General features: G+C 40.0%; 16 protein-coding genes. All 16 read right to left on the reverse strand.

What is annotated here, in order from left to right:
* Position 1: 1 nt before the first annotated feature.
* The 16 genes from gatA to purM all read right to left on the reverse strand — a co-directional run bounded on the left by gatA (position 2) and on the right by purM (position 22,439).
* Complete coding sequence (gene gatA, locus A8L44_RS15695) at positions 2 to 1,471, reverse strand: Asp-tRNA(Asn)/Glu-tRNA(Gln) amidotransferase subunit GatA (RefSeq protein WP_066108465.1); 1,470 nt, start codon at positions 1,469 to 1,471, stop codon at positions 2 to 4.
* Positions 1,472 to 1,487: 16 nt separating this feature from the next.
* Complete coding sequence (gene gatC, locus A8L44_RS15700; RefSeq protein WP_066108467.1) at positions 1,488 to 1,778, reverse strand: Asp-tRNA(Asn)/Glu-tRNA(Gln) amidotransferase subunit GatC; 291 nt, start codon at positions 1,776 to 1,778, stop codon at positions 1,488 to 1,490.
* A 434-nt stretch (positions 1,779 to 2,212) separates the two neighbouring features.
* Positions 2,213 to 3,490, reverse strand: a complete 1,278-nt coding sequence (gene aceA / locus A8L44_RS15705; RefSeq protein ID WP_066108470.1) for an isocitrate lyase — start codon at positions 3,488 to 3,490, stop codon at positions 2,213 to 2,215.
* 42 nt (positions 3,491 to 3,532) lie between these two features.
* Positions 3,533 to 5,122: a malate synthase A gene (gene aceB, locus A8L44_RS15710; RefSeq protein ID WP_066108474.1), complete on the reverse strand. Its 1,590-nt coding sequence runs from the start codon at positions 5,120 to 5,122 to the stop codon at positions 3,533 to 3,535.
* A gap of 598 nt (positions 5,123 to 5,720) precedes the next feature.
* A complete protein-coding gene (pruA, locus tag A8L44_RS15715) occupies positions 5,721 to 7,268 on the reverse strand; it encodes an L-glutamate gamma-semialdehyde dehydrogenase (protein ID WP_066108479.1) in 1,548 nt (515 codons plus the stop codon).
* 155 nt (positions 7,269 to 7,423) lie between these two features.
* Positions 7,424 to 8,602 carry a CamS family sex pheromone protein gene (locus tag A8L44_RS15720; RefSeq protein WP_066108482.1) on the reverse strand — a complete coding sequence of 393 codons (1,179 nt, stop codon included), beginning with the start codon at positions 8,600 to 8,602 and terminating at the stop codon, positions 7,424 to 7,426.
* 10 nt (positions 8,603 to 8,612) lie between these two features.
* Positions 8,613 to 10,628: an NAD-dependent DNA ligase LigA gene (gene ligA, locus A8L44_RS15725; RefSeq protein ID WP_066108485.1), complete on the reverse strand. Its 2,016-nt coding sequence runs from the start codon at positions 10,626 to 10,628 to the stop codon at positions 8,613 to 8,615.
* Between the two features lie 37 nt (positions 10,629 to 10,665).
* Positions 10,666 to 12,939, reverse strand: a complete 2,274-nt coding sequence (gene pcrA, locus A8L44_RS15730; RefSeq protein WP_066108490.1) for a DNA helicase PcrA — start codon at positions 12,937 to 12,939, stop codon at positions 10,666 to 10,668.
* A 64-nt stretch (positions 12,940 to 13,003) separates the two neighbouring features.
* Positions 13,004 to 13,696, reverse strand: coding sequence for a heptaprenylglyceryl phosphate synthase (locus A8L44_RS15735; RefSeq protein ID WP_066108493.1), 693 nt, complete (start codon positions 13,694 to 13,696; stop codon positions 13,004 to 13,006).
* Positions 13,697 to 13,932: 236 nt separating this feature from the next.
* Positions 13,933 to 14,232 (reverse strand): YerC/YecD family TrpR-related protein, encoded by a 300-nt coding sequence (locus A8L44_RS15740; RefSeq protein WP_066108496.1) that lies wholly within the window; start codon positions 14,230 to 14,232, stop codon positions 13,933 to 13,935.
* A gap of 15 nt (positions 14,233 to 14,247) precedes the next feature.
* Entirely contained in the window at positions 14,248 to 15,279 is a 1,032-nt protein-coding gene (locus A8L44_RS15745) for a DUF3048 domain-containing protein (protein ID WP_066108499.1), read from the reverse strand.
* A 70-nt stretch (positions 15,280 to 15,349) separates the two neighbouring features.
* On the reverse strand, positions 15,350 to 17,095 hold the full coding sequence (locus A8L44_RS15750; protein ID WP_066108501.1) for an adenine deaminase C-terminal domain-containing protein: 1,746 nt from the start codon (positions 17,093 to 17,095) through the stop codon (positions 15,350 to 15,352).
* An 848-nt stretch (positions 17,096 to 17,943) separates the two neighbouring features.
* Positions 17,944 to 19,215 (reverse strand): phosphoribosylamine--glycine ligase, encoded by a 1,272-nt coding sequence (purD, locus tag A8L44_RS15755; RefSeq protein ID WP_066108608.1) that lies wholly within the window; start codon positions 19,213 to 19,215, stop codon positions 17,944 to 17,946.
* Between the two features lie 19 nt (positions 19,216 to 19,234).
* On the reverse strand, positions 19,235 to 20,767 hold the full coding sequence (gene purH, locus A8L44_RS15760; RefSeq protein WP_066108505.1) for a bifunctional phosphoribosylaminoimidazolecarboxamide formyltransferase/IMP cyclohydrolase: 1,533 nt from the start codon (positions 20,765 to 20,767) through the stop codon (positions 19,235 to 19,237).
* A complete protein-coding gene (gene purN, locus A8L44_RS15765; protein ID WP_066108508.1) occupies positions 20,764 to 21,345 on the reverse strand; it encodes a phosphoribosylglycinamide formyltransferase in 582 nt (193 codons plus the stop codon). Before purN ends, purH begins: the two co-directional genes overlap by 4 nt.
* Before the next feature lie 68 nt (positions 21,346 to 21,413).
* Positions 21,414 to 22,439, reverse strand: coding sequence for a phosphoribosylformylglycinamidine cyclo-ligase (gene purM / locus A8L44_RS15770; RefSeq protein WP_066108610.1), 1,026 nt, complete (start codon positions 22,437 to 22,439; stop codon positions 21,414 to 21,416).
* Positions 22,440 to 22,451: the final 12 nt, after the last annotated feature.

The following is a 22,451-nucleotide window of genomic DNA, read 5'->3' on the forward strand; positions in this document are numbered from 1 at the left end:
ATTACTCCACCTCCTGTAGAGACGGTTTTTGTTTATGAAAATCTGTTGCCTGTTCATAGGCATGGGCAACTTTATAAACCGTACTTTCGTCAAAATGCTTCCCAATAATTTGTAAACCAAGCGGTAAGCCTTTACTAAATCCATTAGGAACGGAAATTCCCGGCACTCCAGCAAGATTGACAGGGATAGTTAAAATATCATTCATATACATCGTCATCGGATCATTTGTGTTTTCACCCAATTTAAATGCAGGTGTCGGTGTAGTTGGTCCTACAATGACATCATACTGATCAAATACGTTTTCAAAATCCCGTTTAATTAATGTACGTACTTTTTGTGCTTTCTTGTAGTATGCATCATAGTAACCGGAGCTTAATGCAAAGGTACCAAGCATAATCCGTCTTTTTACTTCATCCCCAAAGCCCTCGGCTCTCGATTGTTTATACATTTCAAGCAAGTTCTGTGGGTTTTCCGTTCTATGTCCATAACGAACACCGTCAAAACGAGAAAGGTTTGCAGATGCTTCAGAAGAAGACAATAAATAATACGTTGATAGAGCATATTTAGAATGCGGCAGAGATACCTCTTCATATGTTGCTCCCAATTTCTCCAGAACTGCCAATGAATCGAGGACTGACTGACGTACTTCCTCAGTCACGCCTTCGCCAAGATATTCTTTCGGAACAGCAATCCTAAGCCCCTTTACATCACCAGTTAATGCCCTTGTAAAATCTGGCACCTCAATATGCGCTGAAGTTCCGTCCATTGGATCCAGTCCGGCTATGGCATTTAATAAATAAGCATTATCCTCTACATTACGTGTAATCGGCCCAATTTGGTCCAATGAAGAAGCAAATGCTACTAAACCATAACGGGATACACGTCCGTATGTCGGCTTCATCCCTACAACCCCACAGAAGGAAGCCGGTTGACGGATAGAACCGCCTGTATCTGACCCCAGGCTAAATGGGACTTCACCAGCCGCAACCGCAGCCGCTGATCCACCTGAAGAACCTCCAGGCACACGTTCTAAATCCCATGGATTAGCTGTTTTTTTGTAACCTGAATTTTCTGTGGAAGAACCCATCGCGAATTCATCCATGTTCAACTTACCAATTGTGATGGTTTGCTCTTGTTTTAACTTTTCCACAACTGTTGCATCATAAATCGGGTTAAAATTGTCCAATATTTTGCTGGCACAGGTCGTGCGAAGATTCTTAGTTACAATATTATCTTTAATTCCAATTGGCATTCCAAATAAAGGACCGCCGATTTCTCCGGAAACTAGCTGTTCATCCAGTTTTTCAGCTTCTTTGTATGCATTTTCCTCATTTAATGTTAGAAATGCATTTACATTGTCTTCAACTTTTTTTATTTTAGAAAAGGATTCTGAAACTAGATCTGTTACTGATAATTCCTTTTTACGAAGCGACTCATGCAAGTCCGCTATTTTACGATCAAATAAAGACATGATTTTCCCTCCCTGACTACTCCATTATTCCCGGTACACGTATTTGTCCATCTTGATGGTCAGGAGCATTTTTCAGTACTTCTTCCCTAGGCAATCCTTTAGATGCCTTGTCTTCTCTCAAGACATTCTTCATATGTAAAACATGTGTAGTAGGTTCGATATTTTCAGTATCTAACTCATTCAATTGTTCAGCAAACGTAATAATTGAATCCAACTGTTTTTGTAACCTTTCAGTTTCTTCTTCTGTAATAGCTAATCTTGACAAATTAGCAACATGATTTACTTCTTCTTTTGAAATGCGAGTCATTTCATACACCTCCATTTTGCTACGTGCTCCAAATACAATTATTATGATAATACCAAACTTTCGCGCGTTAAAGCAATCGGAATTAACCACAGAAACTAGCTTATAGACAATTAAATAAAGAAAGATGGAATTATTCCCCTGATCACCGAATTATTGCCCGGGAAAAGTTTGTCGTGATTTGAAAAATCCATTAATCTCAATTGTTGATAAAATACGACATACTACACCTTTTTATAAATCAATCTTCCTTCTTTGACCAGTCACTTATACATTTCTTTCAAAGACCCGATAGATAACTCAACCTTTTTCCACCTATGACCTGTTTTTTGTCAGCAGAATAGCTCGAAAATACTTCGGTTATTCAAATAGTTTGGAGATTCATTTTCCAAATATAAAAAAAGGAATCTGAATAAGTTTCAGATTCCTTTTGTATATTAGGCTTCTTGGAATTGCTCTTCTTCCGTAGAACCTTTTAGGGCCGTTGTAGAAGAAGTTCCTCCAGTAATAACCTGTGCTACTTCATCAAAATAGCCAGTTCCTACTTCACGTTGGTGTCTTGTTGCTGTGTAGCCGTATTGTTCGCTTGCAAATTCATTCTGTTGCAGCTCAGAATAGGCAGCCATTCCGCGCTCTTTGTATCCTCTTGCTAATTCAAACATGCTATGATTCAGGGCATGGAATCCGGCAAGTGTAACGAATTGGAATTTGTAGCCCATTTTCGCGATTTCCTTTTGGAAGTTTGCAATGGTATCATCATCCAATTTTTTCTTCCAGTTGAAGGATGGTGAACAGTTATAGGCTAATATTTTATTTGGATATTTTTCATGGATGGCATCGGCAAATTTCTTCGCATCCTCAAGATTAGGCTCAGATGTTTCACACCAGATTAAATCTGCGTATGGTGCATAAGAAAGTCCCCGTGCAATTGCTTGATCAATGCCTGCCTTCGTACGATAGAATCCTTCAGGAGTTCTTTCACCTGTGATAAATTCCTTATCAGTAGGATCAATATCACTTGTGATTAAGTCAGCTGCATCCGCATCCGTGCGGGCAATCAGAATAGTTGGGACACCCATTACGTCTGCAGCAAGACGAGCTGCAATTAGGTTTTTCACTGCTGTTTGCGTTGGAAGAAGTACTTTACCGCCCAAATGGCCGCATTTCTTTTCAGAAGATAGCTGATCTTCAAAGTGAACACCTGCTGCACCTGCTTCAATCATGCCTTTCATCAGTTCAAAACAATTCAACTGACCGCCAAAGCCTGCTTCAGCATCAGCAACAATCGGTTGGAACCAATCGATATCTTCTTTACCTTCTGAGTAGTGGATTTGATCCGCACGTTGAAGCGCCTGGTTTATACGTTTTACGACAGCCGGTACGCTATTGGCTGGGTATAAAGATTGGTCAGGATACATATTTCCGGAAAGGTTCGCATCTGCAGCAACTTGCCATCCGCTTAAGTAAATCGCTTTTAATCCTGCTTTTACCTGTTGGACAGCCTGATTACCTGTTAATGCACCTAGCGCATTAATATAATCCTCTGTTTTAAGGTAATTCCAAAGCTTTTCGGAACCTCTTCTTGCTAAAGTGTGTTCAATTTGCATGGAACCACGCAGTTTTAATACATCTTCTGCTGTATAAGAACGTTCAATTCCTTCCCATCTTTCATCTTTCCACTCAGCCTCTATTTGTTTAATCAGTTCTTCTCTCATCTTTTGTACTTCCTCCTTTTATATGAAACCTAATGATTTGTTTTATAGAATTTCGTAGGCAGGTAAAGTCAAGAAGTCATAATACTCATCACTGATAATCAATTTATCAAAAAGCTCTGCTGCTTCGGTGAAACGCCCATTCTCAAAACGTTCTTCACCAAGATCCTGTTTAATCTTTTGCAGCTCTTCTTCTTTTAATGTTTTGTACATCTCCATATCAATCTTGCGTCCATCATCCAATACACCTTTAGGATGACGTAACCATTGCCACACTTGAGCTCGGGAGATTTCAGCAGTAGCTGCATCCTCCATCAGATTATTAATCGGTGCTGCACCTCTTCCATTAAGCCAGGATTCTATATATTGAATTCCAACATTAATATTAGTCCGAACACCTTGCTCTGTGATGGAGCCCTCTGGCACCTCGAGGAGATCAGTTGCTGTAACCTGAACATCGTCACGCTTTTTATCGATTTGATTCGGCTTCGGCATATAGTGGTCAAATACTTCCTTTGCCACTGGTACAAGAGCAGGATGGGCGACCCATGTTCCATCATGGCCATTTTTCGCTTCGCGTTCCTTATCAGCCTTTACCTTGGCAAAGGCCTCTTCATTTGCTTTTTCATCATTTTTAACCGGGATTTGTGCAGCCATGCCGCCAATAGCTGGTGCATTCCGTTTATGGCAGGTTTTAATGGCCAACTGGGAATAGGCAGACATGAATGGCACAGCCATTGTGACAACAGATCGATCCGGTAGAATGATAGAATCATGGTTTCTGAATTTCTTCAGATAGCTGAAAATATAATCCCATCTTCCACAGTTTAAACCGGCTGAATGATCCTTCAATTCATACAGAATTTCATCCATTTCAAATGCTGCAAGGATGGTTTCAATGAGGACAGTTGCTTTAATGGAACCTTGTGGAATACCTAGGTGATTTTGTGCATAAACGAAGACGTCATTCCATAAGCGTGCTTCCAGATGACTCTCTATTTTAGGCAAGTAAAAGTAGGGACCGCTTCCATTTTCGAGTAAGGTCTTTGCATTATGGAAGAAGTAAAGTCCAAAGTCAAAAAGTCCACCGGAGATCGGCTGTCCTTCCAACGTGACATTTTTTTCTTCCAAATGAAAACCTCTTGGTCGAATGATGGGAACAGCAGTTTCTTCATTTAATTTATATTTTTTACCGTTTGGATTTTCAAAAGTAATTGTACGGTTTACAGCATCGCGGAGATTAATATGGCCTTCAATATTGTTTTTCCATGTTGGGGAGTTGGCGTCTTCAAAATCAGCCATAAAGCATTTAGCGCCTGAATTTAAAGCATTAATCACCATTTTCCGATCTACAGGTCCTGTAATTTCAACTCTTCTATCCTGCAGGTCCTGTGGTAAAGGTGCAATTGTCCAATCACCTTCACGAACACTTTTTGTCTCCGGCAAAAAGTCTGGAAGTTTACCATTATCAATTTCTTCTTGGCGCTTGGTACGCTGCTCAAGCAATTCCTTTCGCCTTGATCCAAAGTGCCTTTCCAGATTCTCAATGAATTCAAGAGCTTCCGGAGTCAATATCTCATCAAAACCATTCTCCATTTTTCCAAGAATATTGATTCCATTCGTTTGTACTGCCATGTAAGACATTCACTTCCTTTACCTGTATGTTTTGTTATAAAACAGAAAAATTATTATATTTTGTATTATATAACAGTTTGTGGTTTTTGCAAACTATTTTGCAGTAAAATTTTGCATATTTTATAAAATAGGGTAAAACATCTCACAAACTAAGGAGAAATGTAATATTTAGAGATTACAGGTATAGTATGAATTTCATAGACAATAACCATTTTGATATTCTTAACTTTATCTTGAACACAAGACGACTGATTGATAATCTCGCTCAATCAAAGTAACAATCGCTAAAAAACTATGATTATCACTCATTAGGATCTATTTCCGCTCAATAAAAACCTATTCGCTCATAAATTTCTGTTTCCGCTCAATTCCTACCAAAATCCGCCCAATAAAGTGCTCTTTCGCTCATTTCTCCATTAAAAGTCTTAGTTTTCTTACCCAAGAAACTCAAAAGCTTATTATTTTTGATAGTTTGCTTAAAAAATTTGATTTCCCCCTCAATCAAATTTTTTATGTTAATAGACTCTTATTCCCCCTGTTAATAAAAAAGCTCCCCACCGAAAACAATCGGAGAGGAGCTTTAATATAGCCATATATATTAATAGGTTTCAGATGTAGTTTTAGCTTGCATATGCAATGTTAAGTAGTCAGGACCGCCTGCTTTTGAATCTGTACCGGACATATTGAAGCCGCCAAATGGTTGGTAGCCGACTATCGCACCTGTACAGCCTCTATTAAAGTATAGGTTTCCAACATGGAAATCTTCACGGGCTTTTTCTTGGTGTGCACGATTTCTAGTAATTACAGCGCCTGTCAATCCGTAATCTGTATTATTAGCTATTTCAATTGCTTCATCAAAGTTACGGGCTTTGCTGAATGCTACAACAGGACCGAAGATTTCTTCTTTCATAATTCGAGCATCAGGTGCCAAATCGGCTATAATGGTCGGTTGAACAAAGAATCCTTTGGAATCATCCGATTCTCCGCCTGTCATGAGGCGACCCTCATTTTTGCCAATCTCAATGTACTCGGTTATTTTCTTGAATGCAGAAGCATCCACGACTGGTCCCATAAATGTAGCAGAATCGGTCGGATCTCCTACAGTCAATTCTTTTGTCAATTCAATCGCTCTGTCCAGTACTCTATCATACACATCTTCTACAATAACAGCTCTTGAACAAGCAGAGCATTTTTGTCCGGCAAATCCAAACGCTGACGCAACGATTGACTTGGCAGCCAATTCAAGATCAGCATCTGAATCTACGACAATTGTATCTTTACCGCCCATTTCAGCGATAACACGCTTCAGCCAAATTTGGCCTTCCTGTACCTTAGAAGCTCTCTCGTAAATCCTGGTTCCAACTTCACGGGAACCTGTGAAGCTGACAAAACGAGTTTGCGGATGATCAACAAGATAGTCTCCCACTTCACTTCCATTTCCAGGTACAAAGTTAATAACGCCTGCAGGAAGACCGGCCTCTTCCATAACCTCTACGAACTTAGCAGCCACGACCGGTGTTGTGGAAGCTGGTTTTAGCAATACTGTATTACCCGTAACAACAGCTGCTACGCATGTACCGGCCATAATCGCAAATGGGAAGTTCCATGGGGAAATAATAATTCCCACTCCCAGTGGTATGTAGTCATATCTATTATATTCATTAGGACGGCTTTGTACCGGCTGCCCATTCTTTAATTTCAACATTTGTCTAGCATAGTACTCAAGGAAATCAATTGCTTCAGCTGTATCCGCATCCGCTTCAACCCATGGTTTTCCCGCTTCTCTTACCATAATGGCAGAAAATTCATGCTTTCTGCGGCGAATAATGGCAGCTGCTTTAAATAAAACATCTGCACGCACTTCAGGTTTCGTTTTACTCCAAGTCTTGTAAGCTTTTAGTGCCTCCTGCATTGCCTTTTCTGCTAAATCTTTATTTGCCTTGGAAACGCGGCCTACTACTACTTTTTTATCTGATGGGCTAATGGAAACAATTTTATCATCTGTAGATACTCTTTCTCCACCGATAATCAAATCATAGTCCTTGCCAAGATAGCTATCTACTAATCCCAAAGCATCCTCAAACGCTTTTTTGTTTTCGCTTACAGAAAAATCAGTAAGTGGTTCGTGCTTATATGCTTGTACCATTTGATTCCCTCCCTATATTTCTGTAGTAACCCCTTTTTATTCTACTCTATTGGAAGCTTGTAAGTCATCTAATATAGTTTATATTCAAAATCTTCACAAGAAACTAACTACATATCTATATCCACAAAAAAAGCTACCACAATGGGTAGCTCTGTTTATTCATTATATATATACACATCTGGTTCTTTGGAATTTGCCTTTTTCACAATGAGTGATTCCTGTCCATTGGAAGATGCAATTTTTGTCTCCACCGATAAATATTCAGGGAAACTCGATTTCACCAATCCAGCCACATATTGTGTAAATCCAATAACCTCTGTTTTTCCGTAAAACTGCATATCTATGGAGATGGTCAGCTTTTGCAATTCTTTATTCACATAAAAGGCTTTTCCAATTACTCCATTAAAATTAGGGAAGTATTCTTCAACATCCTGCTTAAAATTAGCAAAGGTCGTTGCATCATCACGGAAATCCTTTGTTGCTTTATTGGATGGGAACAAATAATACTCTTCTTGTACGTTTGTCCATTTGGAAATCTTATTACTTTTCTCTCCTACTTTTGTATAAGAAATAAAATTCCCAGGCACAACCGCATCCTTGCTTCCTTGTTCAAATAAAGCAACCATAATCGGAACGGTTTCTCCGCCTTCCATTGTTCTAATTCGTTTCACAACTTCAGCTGCAATTTTTTGACCTTCTTCAAGCAGTTTATCTTCTTCAATTTTTATTTCGTACGTTTCCCCATACTTTTCCTTTTGATAATAAAATACTGAATTCAAGGCAAGCCCTATCGAAATGCCGCCCAACTCAACTTTATTATCATCTGTTTTGATCAGATAATCATGCTCTAAAATATGGGCAAGATATTCTGGATTTTTCTCATATCTTTCCTCAATATCACCCTTCCCATCATCTAAAGGGTTTAAGCCGACGTTGTCCTCAGCAGTCAGTTTGTTCTCTTTCAACTGCCCTTTTGTATATTTACGATTCAGCCAGCTTTTAATCGTTTTCGTGTCCAATAACTGACCTTCTCTAAAAATATATTCCTCCGTTGAGAATGGGTCATGAGACAATCTCATCAGCCCTGTTTCAAACTCTTCCAAATCAAGTCGCGTATTAATGTTTGAAACCACAAGACCTCTGGAACTGCTTATCTGATAAGGCAGCATCGTTTGATAATAATTGTCGGAGATTTGATATTCGGGAATAATGGAAGACTCTTTCTTGGAATCTTTCTCGGTATTATCCTCTACTACCTCATCCTTATCAAATTGTGGTGCGCAGCCTACAAGCATAAGTGCCAGTACCATGGTTATTGCTATCAAACGCTTCATCCCTACACCTCTATCCCTGCTTGCCCAGTTCTTCCAGTAAATTGCTTTCATCCCATATTTCAATTCCTAAATCCTGGGCTTTTTTTAATTTTGATCCGGCATCTTCTCCGGCTATTACTAAATCTGTCTTTTTACTTACGCTACCCGTTACAGTTCCACCTAAAGCTTCAATCAACTCTTTTGCTTCAGTTCGTCCGTACTTTTCCATCTTTCCTGTAAGTACAATGGTTTTTCCAGAAAAATAACTATCTGTAGCTTCAGCGATATTTTTCTTTTTACCTTTATAGAGCATATTAACCCCAGCATTTTTTAATTCATCGATCAATTGCTGGCATTCTTCCTGATTAAAATAAGTCACAACCGCATCAGCCATTTTGTCCCCAATTTCATTAATAGCTGTCAATTCAGCTACATTTGCCGACATTAGACGATCCATGTCTTCAAATTCTTCCGCGAGGATTCTTGCAGCCTTAGCACCAACATGGCGGATTCCCAGTCCAAATAAAAGGCGCTCCAATGAGTTGCTCTTAGATGCTTCAATAGCGTTCAAAAGATTGTTCGCTGATTTATCCCCCATACGCTCCAAATTAATCAGCTGGTCATATGTCAATTTATAAATATCCGCTACATCCTTAATTAACGATTCATCGAATAATTGAATGATGACTTTTTCACCCAGACCATCAATATTCATGGCATTTCGTGAAACAAAGTGAATCATCCCCTCTTTAATCTGAGCTGGACACTTTGGATTGATGCAGCGCAAAGCTACCTCTCCTTCCAAACGAACAAGCTCACTATCGCAGTCAGGGCAATGCGTTGGCATATGGAATTCCTTTTCTTCCCCTGTCCGCTTATCAAACAGAACATTGACAACCTCCGGAATAATATCACCGGCTTTTTTGACGACAACATGGTCTCCAAGCCGAATATCTTTTTCACGGATTAGGTCCTCATTATGAAGGGAAGCCCGTTTAACTGTTGTACCTGCTACTCTTACCGGGTCCAATAAGGCGGTTGGCGTAATAACGCCTGTACGACCGACAGTCAATTCAATATCGCGAAGAATAGTGATGACTTCCTCTGCAGGGAATTTATATGCAATCGCCCATCTTGGACTTTTTGCAGTATATCCTAATTCCTCTTGTTGAGAAAGTGAATCGACTTTGATGACGATTCCATCAATATCATAATCAAGCTCAGGCCTTTTGGCTGACCATTCCTCAATATACTCTAATACATCTTCAATCGTAGCACATCTTCTGCGATGCGGATTGGTTTTCAATCCTAATTTTTGAAGAAAGTCAAGTCCTTCACCATGGGATTCAACACCTGTTTCTCCTGTTTCACCAATCCCATAAAGGAAAATATCCAAATTCCGCGAAGCAGCTATGCGTGGATCAAGCTGACGCAAGGATCCTGCTGCTGCATTTCGTGGATTGGCAAATGGCTCTTCCCCATTTTCTTCCTTCTTTGCATTTAAGGAAACAAACGATTTCTTTGGCATATATGCCTCACCGCGTACCTCAAATGTAACTGGTTCATTCAATCGGAGTGGGATGGAACGAATGGTTTTAAGATTAGCAGTAATATCCTCACCAATTGTTCCATTTCCTCTTGTAGCCCCTTTAACAAATAGCCCTTCTTCATAACGCAGGGAAACTGCCAGTCCATCTATTTTCAATTCACATATATAAGAATATCGGTCTGTACCAAGCCCTGAATTTACTCGGCGGTCAAAATCGCGCAAATCACTTTCGTTAAAGGCGTTACCAAGACTTAGCATCGGTGTAATATGTTCTACTTTTGCAAACGTATCAAGCACTTGTCCACCAACTCTTTGAGTAGGTGAATCTGGGGTTTGCAGCTCCGGATATTGACTCTCCAATTCCACCAACTCTTTATACGTCTGATCATATACAGAATCAGGAACTGATGGCTGGTCGAGAACATAGTATTCATATCCATATTGGTTTAATAGTGATTGAAGCTCAGCCACTCGTTTTTGCGCTTCTTTTATATCCATATTTCCAGCCCTCTCTACTCAATGTTTCTCTTGCGGACTATTGTTTTGTGATTGGTGCAAATTTGGCAAGGAGTCGTTTGATACCCATAGATGGGAATGCAATATCCAGCTCCAGACCGTCTCCGCTTCCTTTTACGCTGACAACTGTACCTACGCCCCATTTACCATGGGCCGCTTTATCGCCAACCTGCCAGTCGAGTTTTTCTCCGCCGGACTCATTCATCATCGATCTTCCGACAGTTTTAGGTCTTGCTGCACCATTGATTCCTGAATTGTTAAGACCGGCACCATTTATACCCGTTCTAGTTCTTGTACCTGAACCTGAATGCATAAAGGAAGGTCTTGACTGCCTTTGCTCTTCAGGCGGATTTAACAGTTCAATTAAATCCTGTGGAATTTCTTTAATAAAGCGAGATACAGGGTTCAGATTAGTACGTCCATATAATGTACGCATCTGTGCATTCGTAATAAATAATTCACGTTCAGCCCGTGTGATCCCAACATAAGCAAGCCGTCGTTCTTCTTCCATTTCCGCTTCTTCCATTAAGGCACGGCTATGCGGGAAGACACCTTCTTCAAGTCCAATAAGGAATACAGCAGGGAATTCCAGCCCTTTTGCCGAGTGAAGTGTCATTAATACAACGCCATCTGTCACGGCTTCATCCTCATCCATACGGTCAATGTCCGCAACAAGAGCAAGGTCTGTTAAGAAGGCAACCAGGCTCTTATCATCACTGCCCTTTTCAAAGTTTTTCGTAACAGATAAGAACTCATCAATATTCTCTAGGCGTGTTTCTGCTTCAATCGTCTTCTCAATTTCCAACGACTTTCGATACCCTGATTTTTCAATGACTTCTTCTATTAATTCTGTAACAGACAGGAATTCCTGCATTTGCGTATAGTTTTTAATTAGGTCCCTGAATTCAGCAGCCCCATTATAAGCTTTACCGCTAAGTCCAATAAATTCAAGCTCCATCATAGCCTGATACATAGAAATATCATGATCGGCAGCATAATTAGCAATTTTATCAACTGAGCTTGCTCCAACTCCACGCTTTGGAACATTGATGACCCTGCGCAAGCTAATATCATCGTCCGGATTGGCAATGAGTCGCAGATAAGCAAGAATATCTTTAATCTCTTTACGATCATAGAACTTAATACCGCCAACAATCGTATATGGAATATTGGATTTAAGCAGAACTTCCTCCATTACCCTTGACTGAGCATTCGTACGGTACAAAATGGCAATATCAGATAGCTTCTTCCCTTGCTGTTCTGTCAGCTCTTTAATCTTTCCAGCAACGAACTGCGCTTCACCTTGTTCACTGTCCGCACGGTAATATGCCAACTTATTCCCTTCCAGGTTTTCTGTCCACAAATTCTTTTCCTTACGATTCAGGTTGTTGTTAATTACTCCATTGGCAGCCGCTAAAATCCGTTTTGAGGAGCGATAATTCTGCTCAAGCAAAATAACATTGGCATCAGGATAATCCTTTTCAAAGGAGAGAATGTTGGCAATATCAGCACCACGCCAGCGATAGATGGACTGATCGGAATCACCAACTACACATAGGTTTTTAAAACGCTGTGCCAATTTCTTTACAAGCATATATTGTGCACGGTTCGTATCCTGATACTCATCCACGTGAATATATTGAAACTTTCTTTGATAGAATTCCAGTACTTCCGGAACCTTATCAAAAAGTTCAAATGTCTTCATAATCAAATCATCAAAGTCCAATGCCTGATTTTTACGGAGTCGCTTCTGATACTCTGTATAAAGATCAGCTACTGTTTGCTCATAGTAATTGCCTGCACTGTTCGCAAATTCCTCATAGTTGATCAATTCATTTTTGGCAGAGGAAATGGACCCAAGAATCGTCTTAGGATCGAATTTCTTCGTATCAATATTCTTCTCTTTCATTATTTGCTTAATAACCGTTTGCTGATCACCTGGGTCAAGAATTGAGAAATTGCGATTCATACCAATTCGGTCAATATCACGGCGCAGGATTCGCACGCACATTGAGTGGAAAGTAGAAATCCAAATATCCTCTGCAGCGCCGCCTAGGATTCCCTGAATTCTTTCCTTCATTTCTCTTGCTGCCTTATTGGTAAACGTAATGGCAAGAATATTCCACGGTGCTACTTCTTTTTCTACAATTAGAAAGGCAATGCGGTGGGTAAGTACCTTTGTCTTCCCACTGCCCGCTCCGGCCATAATTAGCAAAGGTCCATCCGTAGCTTGTACAGCCTCTTTTTGTTTATTATTTAATCCCGTTAACAGTCGATCTGTTAAGAATTGCATTATGACACCACCCTAACGAACATTTGTTCTTATTATACTTCATCCAATGGCTTTAACGACAATTTTATTTATTCTTTTTGGCAGAATCTACTGTCAAGAGAGCCGTTTTTAAATCCTCATAGACGAGGTTTCCGACTACAATTACATCTGACAAGCTGGACATTTCCTCAGCTTTTTCGATGCTTGTAATCCCTCCGCCGTAGAATAGCGTTGTATTCATCAATGTATTTTTAACGGTCTTGACAAGTGCTGGATCCCCATACTTTCCGCTGTATTCCAAATAAAAAATAGGCAAATTTAATACTTTTTCTGCCACAAGAGCATAGGCTGCCGCATCTTCTTCCGTCAAATCGGTATTGGCATCCGTTAAATCTGCTGCCTTACAATCAGCATTCATGATGCAATATCCTTCCACATGCATTTCGTCCCAATTAATCATGTGGCCAAATTCTTTAATTGCTTCTTTATGCAAACCAAGAATCCAATCCGGATTCCTGCTATTTAAAACAGATGGTATAAAATACAAATCAAATCCCGGGGTTATGGATTCTATATTTGATACTTCAAGCACACAAGGCAATGTATAACGCCTAACGCGGGCCATTAAGTCCAGAACATTTTCTAGTGTAACACCATCTGTTCCTCCGACAATAATAGCATCCGTACCCGATTCACAAACCTTTTCGAGTGCTTCATCTGAAATTTCCTTATTAGGATCGAGTTTAAACACATGTTTCCACTCGCGAAAATCGTACATGCAAAACAGCCCCCATTCTAATTTCCATTTAACCATTATAGCATTCCTTTTAGAGTTCCCAAAGAGTTAGAAAATTCATATGCACAACTGTTATCTAACTGGTTATAAATATGTGTTCTACTCTGGTGCGCGCCTACTTAATTGTCAATTAGATGATACGTTCCCAGCCTGAGTACATATAAAAAAGCAAGCAACCGATGTGCATATTCCACGCGGTCTGCTTGCTTTTATTTATTTCAGGCATTATCTTCTTTTAATCTTCCCAGTGCCATTGAGTACGCATCATTCCCATAATTCAAACAACGTTTAACCCTTGAAATAGTTGCAGTGCTTGCTCCGGTTTCAGTTTCAATCATATGATACGTTTTACCTTCTTCAAGCATTCGGGCAACCTCGAGGCGTTGGGCAAGAGATTGTATTTCATTCACCGTACATAAATCATCAAAGAAACGATAACATTCATCGAGATCTTTCAAGGATAATATCGCGTTGAATAATTGATCCAACTCTTTCCCTTTTAGTTTGTTAATTTGCATATATCCAGGTTCCTCCTAATCATTTGAGAGTTTGACACTATTATTTAAGCCCGGTTGATCCGGAATAATATTAATCCATGTTTTTCCCTGCACCAATTTTACTTCCGTTTCACCGGATACAGGTACAATTCGACCATCTTTACTTACCCATTGAATCTCCAGGCGTTTACCTTTTTGCAGTAAGTATGCATCTCCGCCCGCAGTTAAATCAATACTCCTGCGGCCTTTATCATCAATCACCTTATGAATAGCTTCCACAATAAGGATATTATCCAGTAGAACGGGATCTTTCGTATCTTGATCTTCCGTGCGTACTCCCGCTGTATGGCGTGTATACTTTTCACTCGCCGAATCATACTTATAGGTCACATCATAATCTAGAGATCCATAAGATAGAGCAGCAACTTTATAGTCCTCACCGGAAATTAATCCTGTTTCATCGTCGGAAAAAAAGCTATACGGCGGGGTATTCTCTTCCATTGAATAACCTTCTTTTTGTGCACCCTCTAAGATATTTTCATAGGTGATATAGGAATTATGCGGCGCTTTTCGATCAGAAGATCGTTTGAAGAGTGTCCCGTCATGGTTAAGTCCGTTCAAGTGGTCTATATAATCAGATTGAATCAGCTTTTTCGCATCAGGACTCCAGCCATGAAAAATATACAGGCTTTCATATCCTTTGGCAAGCTCTATATAATAATCTCTCGCACTTCTAATTGGCCCAATGTTTTCGGGAAATTCGCTTTGGTAGATAGCCAAAAACCTAGTTATATTACTTTCAGCTAAAACCTCATATACGACATCTGCTTTAGATAGGCCAGACTGTGGTCTTGCTTTGGGATGATTATTGACCATAACCGATACAGCCCTGTGGTTGACCTCTTCGTCCGTTCCCACACCCGTTAACGGATACGTATTCACCGGCTTAGCAGCTACCTCTTCTTTATCAGTTTGAGGTTTATCAATAATGGTTTCTTCCTTATTCCCTGAACACCCTGCCAGAAGGACAAAAACTAAAGCCACCATGAACCCAGCTTTCCTCAACATGCCCTACACCCCTTAAAGTGAAATTAACCCACCATGATCTACCTTTTATTTTTCTCTATTCTTTATTATTTTAACGCATTATAGTCGGAAAGAGTACAGATTTATTCATAACGTCATATAATCCTGCCTGTGTTACCCTTATATAAGGTAAATGAGTAGAGGAAAAGAACAGTAAAGAATAAATCGGATCCTCGAATGGGTATCCCTTTTCAGTCAATATTTCTCGCAATCTAGTTTCTTCTTCTATTAAAATCGGGAGTTCTTGATTAGACATCATTCCTTGCAGCTCCAGAGGCATTTCGAACAATATTTCACCTTTCTCTGCAATCACAATTCCCCCACCGATTTCTTTCATTCGGTTAAAAGCCAGTCTCATATCTTTCTTACTTTTTCCAATCAACAATATATCCCCAGAGTTAGAAAAGGATGAAGCAAATCCATACAAACGGTTGGCAAACCCCTTTAATATCGTATTGATTCTGAATTTACCATCTCTTGTTAGGTACGTAAAAAAGCTCTCATCATGGTCTTCATCCAAAACTTCTCTTGAAATATCAATATGAATCGAATATGGCTTAGTGATGACGCTATTTTCCATATTGATGCCAAATGGCATTGAGTATTGGAAGTCGTAATCTGTAAGCTCCCAATCAAGCTCCAGAGGGCTAAGGCCAAAGTCTTTCCAGGCGATCGATGTTCGATTCGTTTCAACCTGTCTTCCATCCCTTTTCACCCACTGCCCTTTTGATAAAACAGAGTGAGGAGTAGGCTGATCCTTGGCAGACAGGAAGTTAATATTGGCTACTCGTCCTGTCGCAATATTTCCGTGTAAATAATCGATATTATAATAGCGGGCTATATTTAAGGAAGCCATATTATACGCATCAATAATAGGCACACCTTTTTCAATTGCTATCGAGATTAATTGATCCGTAAATCCATCTTTATAAAATCCAGGTGTTGAACCATCTGTATTAAAAAATAATCGATCATAGGAGTTCAATTCGTATTCTTTTAAATCATCCAAAATACGGGGTAAATCCGGACGAATGGATGAATGCCTCAAGGACACATCATATCCCTGCATCAGTCTGCGAATGACTTCTTCTCCTGTCATAGCCTCATGATCACAATCCGCACCAAGCAGCATTAATTTAGATAATGTTTTTTCAGAAGCGCCCGGGAAATGTCCTTCAATTTTCTTTCTCATTCTTTTTGCTTCCTGTATCCAGTGAAGCATCATGTCATCTCCATCAAGAAGACGCGGCCATCCTGTTAGCTCTCCAGCCTGCAGGACTCCATCGTGCTCAAGCCAGCTCTTTACATTAGAATGCGAGAATACCATCTCTTCATTTCTCAGCTCAGTTTGAGAATCCAATCTGGCCCACCAATACATGCTGATTGGAAGATGACGTAATTCCTTCAGCAGTGCAAACGCTTGTCTATTGTCCAAAAGAGTAAACAAAAGCATGTTATCATTGATTAAGGTGGTTGTTCCATATTGAGCAGCATGCATGCCAAGAGTAGCCGGATTATATAATTGATATGGATGGGCATGCGGTTCAATATAACCTGGTACCAGGTATTGATCCGTACAGTCTACAATCTCATACCCGTCCTGTATAACAGGCATGTTATCCCCGACATATACAATTCGATCTTCATAGATCCATATATTCGCCTTCATCCACTTTTTAAACACCTGATTCAAATACACGGCATTCGTTAAAACAAGAGTTGGCGCTACTTTACCATCTATCACATGAACATGCTCGCGCAGTTGTTTATTTTTCCATCTATATCGTTGTCCAAGCATAAAAATACCCCCTTCGCAAAACATCATTTCTTATATTTAAAAAAACGGAAGCATCGCCCTTCCATTTTTAAAATTAAAATGTAAGCCTTTTCAATATACTAACATATTTTTATTATTTAGAGCATTAAAGAATGAAATTAATTTGTAATTCTTTACATTTCAGCATTATTAAATAACTATAAGTATTTTTGGATATATGACTTTTACGTATAATCACATTAAAAAGTTCCCTTTAATAAAGGAAAAAGATTGGACAACCCCCAAATAGACTCTTCCCTTGCCCCTTTAAACTAAACCTGTAAAGCCGCATTATTTATTTTATCGCTCTCAAGATGCAGGAAGAAAAAACATGTGGATAGGAACTATCCTATATTTCTTCAGAAAACATCATTTCTATTTAAAAGATGATATCTTTTTAGTGATTTTTGTCGCAGAAAATCAATTAATGATTTTTCTAGTCTAATATTTAAGAATATTATTGTTTTTTAAAGGTATATGAGCGAAATTGTTAAACTATTGAGCGATTTTAAAAATAAATGAGCGAAAACAAAGATTATTGAGCGATTTTAGAGGATTTATGAGCGAATTTCAGAGAATAGAGCGAATTATACTGTGATTGAGCGATATTAATAGATTTTACGCGAATTCCCTTCTGATTTGTTGAAGTTTGTTTGAAGCGATTTAAAATTTATCTTATTACTAAACATAAAGTGATTGGATCACTTTTTGCCAATGTTAACCATGCTCCTCTGCATACCTTTTTGGCATATGAAAAAGGCCGACCTCTTCAGGTCGACCAGTAGCCAATTTAATGTTCCTTGCATTACTAACTAGCTAATAAACAGCCTCTAACCGTTATATTTTTCAATAGCACGCTCTCCAATATCATGGCGATAATAGAGACCATTACATTGAATTCCCTCTAGCTCCCGATAAGCCTTTTTCTGGGCAATCTCCAGTGTTTTACCGAGTGCAGTTAGTAAGAGGACTCTTCCTCCATTTGTCAAAAACTCACCCAGTTCATTTTTATTTGTCCCTGCGTGATAAATATGTGTATCGATATCAACATACTTTAAGCCTTTTATAATACTGCCATTTTCATACTCACCTGGGTAGCCATTAGCTGCCATGACGACTCCAAGGGCGCTTTCTTCAGACCATTCCAAATCCATATCGACAGAATTCAGAACGTTTTCAACCACATCCATAAAATCTGACTTTAACCTTGGTAGGATGACCTGTGTTTCCGGGTCACCAAATCGGGCATTAAACTCAATCACCTTTGGACCCTCAGCAGTAGCGATTAATCCGGCATAAAGGACCCCGGTGAATGATTTACCCTCTTTCACCATTGCCTTTGCTGTCGGTATCAGAATTTTCGCTAACGCCTGGCTAACCATGTCTTGACTGATGTGCGGAACAGGAGAGTAAGCTCCCATTCCACCTGTGTTCGGACCTTTATCACCATCAAAAGCACGTTTATGATCCTGAGCAATTTCCATCGGATAGACCTTTTCTCCATTTACAAAAGCCATAAAGGAGAACTCCTCCCCAATCAAAAATTCCTCAATCACAACTTTTTTAGAAGACTCTCCAAACCTTTGATTGAGCAGCATTTCTTTCAAGGCACTGAGCGCATCCCCTTCCGTCATTGCGACGACTACACCCTTGCCTGCTGCAAGACCATCCACCTTAATAACAATTGGTGCACCCTTTTTCTTTACATATTGGACTGCCTTTTCATAATCCGTAAATGTTTCATATTCTGCTGTAGGAATATCATATTTTTTCAGCAAATCCTTCGTAAAAGACTTACTTCCTTCTATTATGGCGGCAGCTTTGGTGGGTCCGAATACGATTAGGTCATGGTCCAGAAATTCATCTACAATTCCGTTCACTAAAGGAGTTTCCGGACCTATAAATGTTAGTTCTATTTCATTTTCTTTCGCAAAATCAACTAATCTGGTATGATCTATCTCCTGGATATCCACAATCTCAGCAACATCTGCCATTCCGGGATTGCCTGGTGCTACAAATACTTTTGTAACGCGCTTGCTCTCAGCAAATTTTCTGGCCAATGCATGTTCGCGACCTCCACGCCCTATAACAAGTACTTTCATCATCTCGTGTCTCTCCCTCTTAATGTTTGAAATGCCGTACTCCGGTAGTAACCATCGCAATACCATACTCATCTGCTTTTTTTATAGAGTCCTCATCTCGCTTTGATCCGCCTGGCTGAATGATAGCGGTAATCCCGGCTCTGGCCGCGGCTTCCACTGTGTCATCCATTGGAAAGAATGCATCTGATGCGATAATGGCGCCTCTCGCTTTTTCACCAGCCTGTTCTAAGGCAATCTTCGCAGCGCCGATACGATTCATTTGACCAGCACCTACTCCCAGTGTCATTTGCTCATCTGTTACGATGATTGCATTTGATTTAACATGCTTTACGAGTTTCCATCCAAATTGAAGAGCTTTCCATTCAGCTTCAGTAGGTTCTCTTTTTGTAACAACCTGAAGCTCTGCATCCTGTATAGTTGCCTCATCTGACTCTTGGACAAGTAAACCGCCTGTAATGGAAGATAGTTTTTTCTCCCTTTTCTCTCTTCCCTCAAATTGAATAGTAAGTAAGCGAATATTTTTCTTAGATGTTAAGACCTCTAATGCCTCGTCAGTAAATGATGGGGCAATCACAATTTCCAAGAAAATTTCATGAAGCAGTTTCGCCGTTTCAGCATCTACTTCCCGATTTAACGCAACAATACCGCCAAAGATAGATGTAGGATCCGCTTCATATGCCTTTTGGAATGCTTCATAAATAGTGTCTCCAGTTCCTGCGCCGCAAGGATTCATATGCTTCACAGCAACAGCAGCCGGCTGTTCAAATTCCTTCACGATTTGCAGGGCAGCATCTGCATCATTGATATTGTTATAGGATAATTCCTTACCATGCAGCTGCCTGGCTGCTGCAATTGAAAAAGTAGAGCCAAGTGGTTTTGCATAAAACGCAGCTTTTTGATGAGGGTTTTCACCGTAGCGAAGTGGTTGCTTTAACGTGTATGTAACAGTATAGTTTTCAGGCTGATCCTCTTCTGCCAAATTTGTCATGTATTCAGCAATCAGGGCATCATAAGCCGCTGTATGGCGAAAAACCTTTGCCGCCAGCTTTCTTCTATCCAATAAGGAAAGTTCTCCATTACGGAAACCATTAAGTACTTTTCCATAGTCAGCAGGATCCACCACAACTGCTACAGACTCATGGTTTTTAGCAGAGGCCCTCAGCATTGCAGGACCGCCAATATCAATATTCTCGATTGCCTCTTCAACTGTCACGCCTGGTTTAGCAATCGTTTCTTGGAATGGATAAAGGTTCACACAAACTAGCTGAATAGGAGCAATCCCTTGTTCTTCAAGCTGAGCCATATGGGATTCATCGTTTTGTTTTCCAAGGAGACCCCCATGAATATAGGGATGTAAAGTTTTTACGCGCCCATCCATTATTTCCGGAAAACCTGTCACGTCACTGACGCTGATAACTGGAATACCATGATCCGACAATGTTTTTTTGGTTCCACCTGTGGAAATAATCTCAAAGCCCAGCTCCGTAACTCCTTTGGCGAATTCTACAATCCCCTCTTTGTTTGATACACTGATCAATGCCCGCTTTTTCATACTTTCTCCTCCTGTTCGTTGCTTAACTGCTCTATAATGCGTGGATATAGGTTATGCTCTACCTGCTGAATTTTCCTGTGGATCTCCTCCACGCTCTCCCCTTTATGTATCGAGACGGCTCTCTGTGCAATAATCGGTCCCGTATCCATGCCTTCATCTACATAATGAACCGTAACCCCCGTCACTTCGACGCCTGCTTCTATCGCCTGCAAAACGGCATTTTTTCCTGGAAAGGCTGGCAATAAAGAAGGATGAATATTAATAATGTGATTAGGATAGGCCCTTAACAGCACTGAGCCAATTAATCGCATATAGCCTGCCAAAATAATCATCTCGACTTCTTTCGCCTGCAACTCCTGTAAAATTTGCTGTTCATAATCCTCTTTCAAAGGAAAATCCTTTGGAGAAAAGGATAATACCGGAATATTTAACTTTTCCGCCCTATCTATACAGTAAGCACCTGGATGATCACAAATCAGCAATTCTATCGAGGCATACAATTTTCCTTTTTCCACCGCTTCTGCTATCGCTTGAAAGTTACTGCCATTACCTGATGCAAATATAGCAATTTTTTTCATAGCTTCTCCCTTAGTCTTATATGATTTCAACTTAATAAGCTACTAAATTGTCTTTGCCTTTTTGTAAATCAACGGAAATGCACGCCTTCTTTTTGAATCACCCGACCGATTCTTTTTGCGTCTTCCCCCAATTGATTCAGGGTACCAATTAGCTCACTCGCTTTTTCAGCCTGTACAGCTAGAACCATGCCAATCCCCATATTAAAAATCGAATACATGTCATCCTCTTCAAGTGATCCTTTATCCTTTATAAGGTTGAAAATCGGATTAATTTCCCATGTTCCTTTTTTAATTTCCGCCCCAAATCCATCCGGAAACATGCGCGGTATATTTTCGATAAATCCTCCTCCGGTAATGTGGGCGATTCCATGAACTGAGCCGGACTTCAAAACTTCAAGGATGGGTTTTACATAAATCTTAGTTGGACGCAGTAATTCTTCTCCAAGCATACAATCCAACTCTTTGATAAATTGATCCAATTTCATTGACGATTCATCAAGTAATACCTTTCTCACTAGCGAAAACCCATTGCTATGAATCCCACTTGAAGGCAGCCCAATTAATACATCGCCATCTCGTACAAGGCTTCCATCAATCAGCTTCCTTTTTTCTGCCGCACCAACCGTAAAACCAGCCAGATCATATTCATCTACAGAATACATTCCAGGCATTTCAGCCGTTTCACCGCCAATTAAGGCACAGCCTGCCTGCTCACATCCATCCGCTATTCCTTTTACGATTGCCTCAATTTTTATCGGTTCTGCTTTTCCGCAAGCAATATAGTCAAGAAAATATAATGGTTCTGCACCTTGGGCAATAATATCATTTACACACATGGCAACGCAGTCAACACCAATTGTATCGTGCTTATCCATCATCATAGCGAGCAACAATTTAGTCCCGACTCCATCTGTTCCCGAAACGAGTACAGGCTCCTTAAGGGACAATGCCGACAAATCAAACATACCTCCGAACCCGCCCAAAGCACCGAGTACCTCTGGTCTTTGTGTACGGCTTACATGCTTTTTCATACGTGAGACGGATTCATAGCCTGCTTCAATATCCACTCCTGCACGTTTATATGCGTTCGCCAAAGTGACCATCCT

It is taken from the genome of Bacillus sp. FJAT-27986 (genome assembly GCF_001685035.1).
GTDB lineage: Bacteria > Bacillota > Bacilli > Bacillales > Pradoshiaceae > Pradoshia.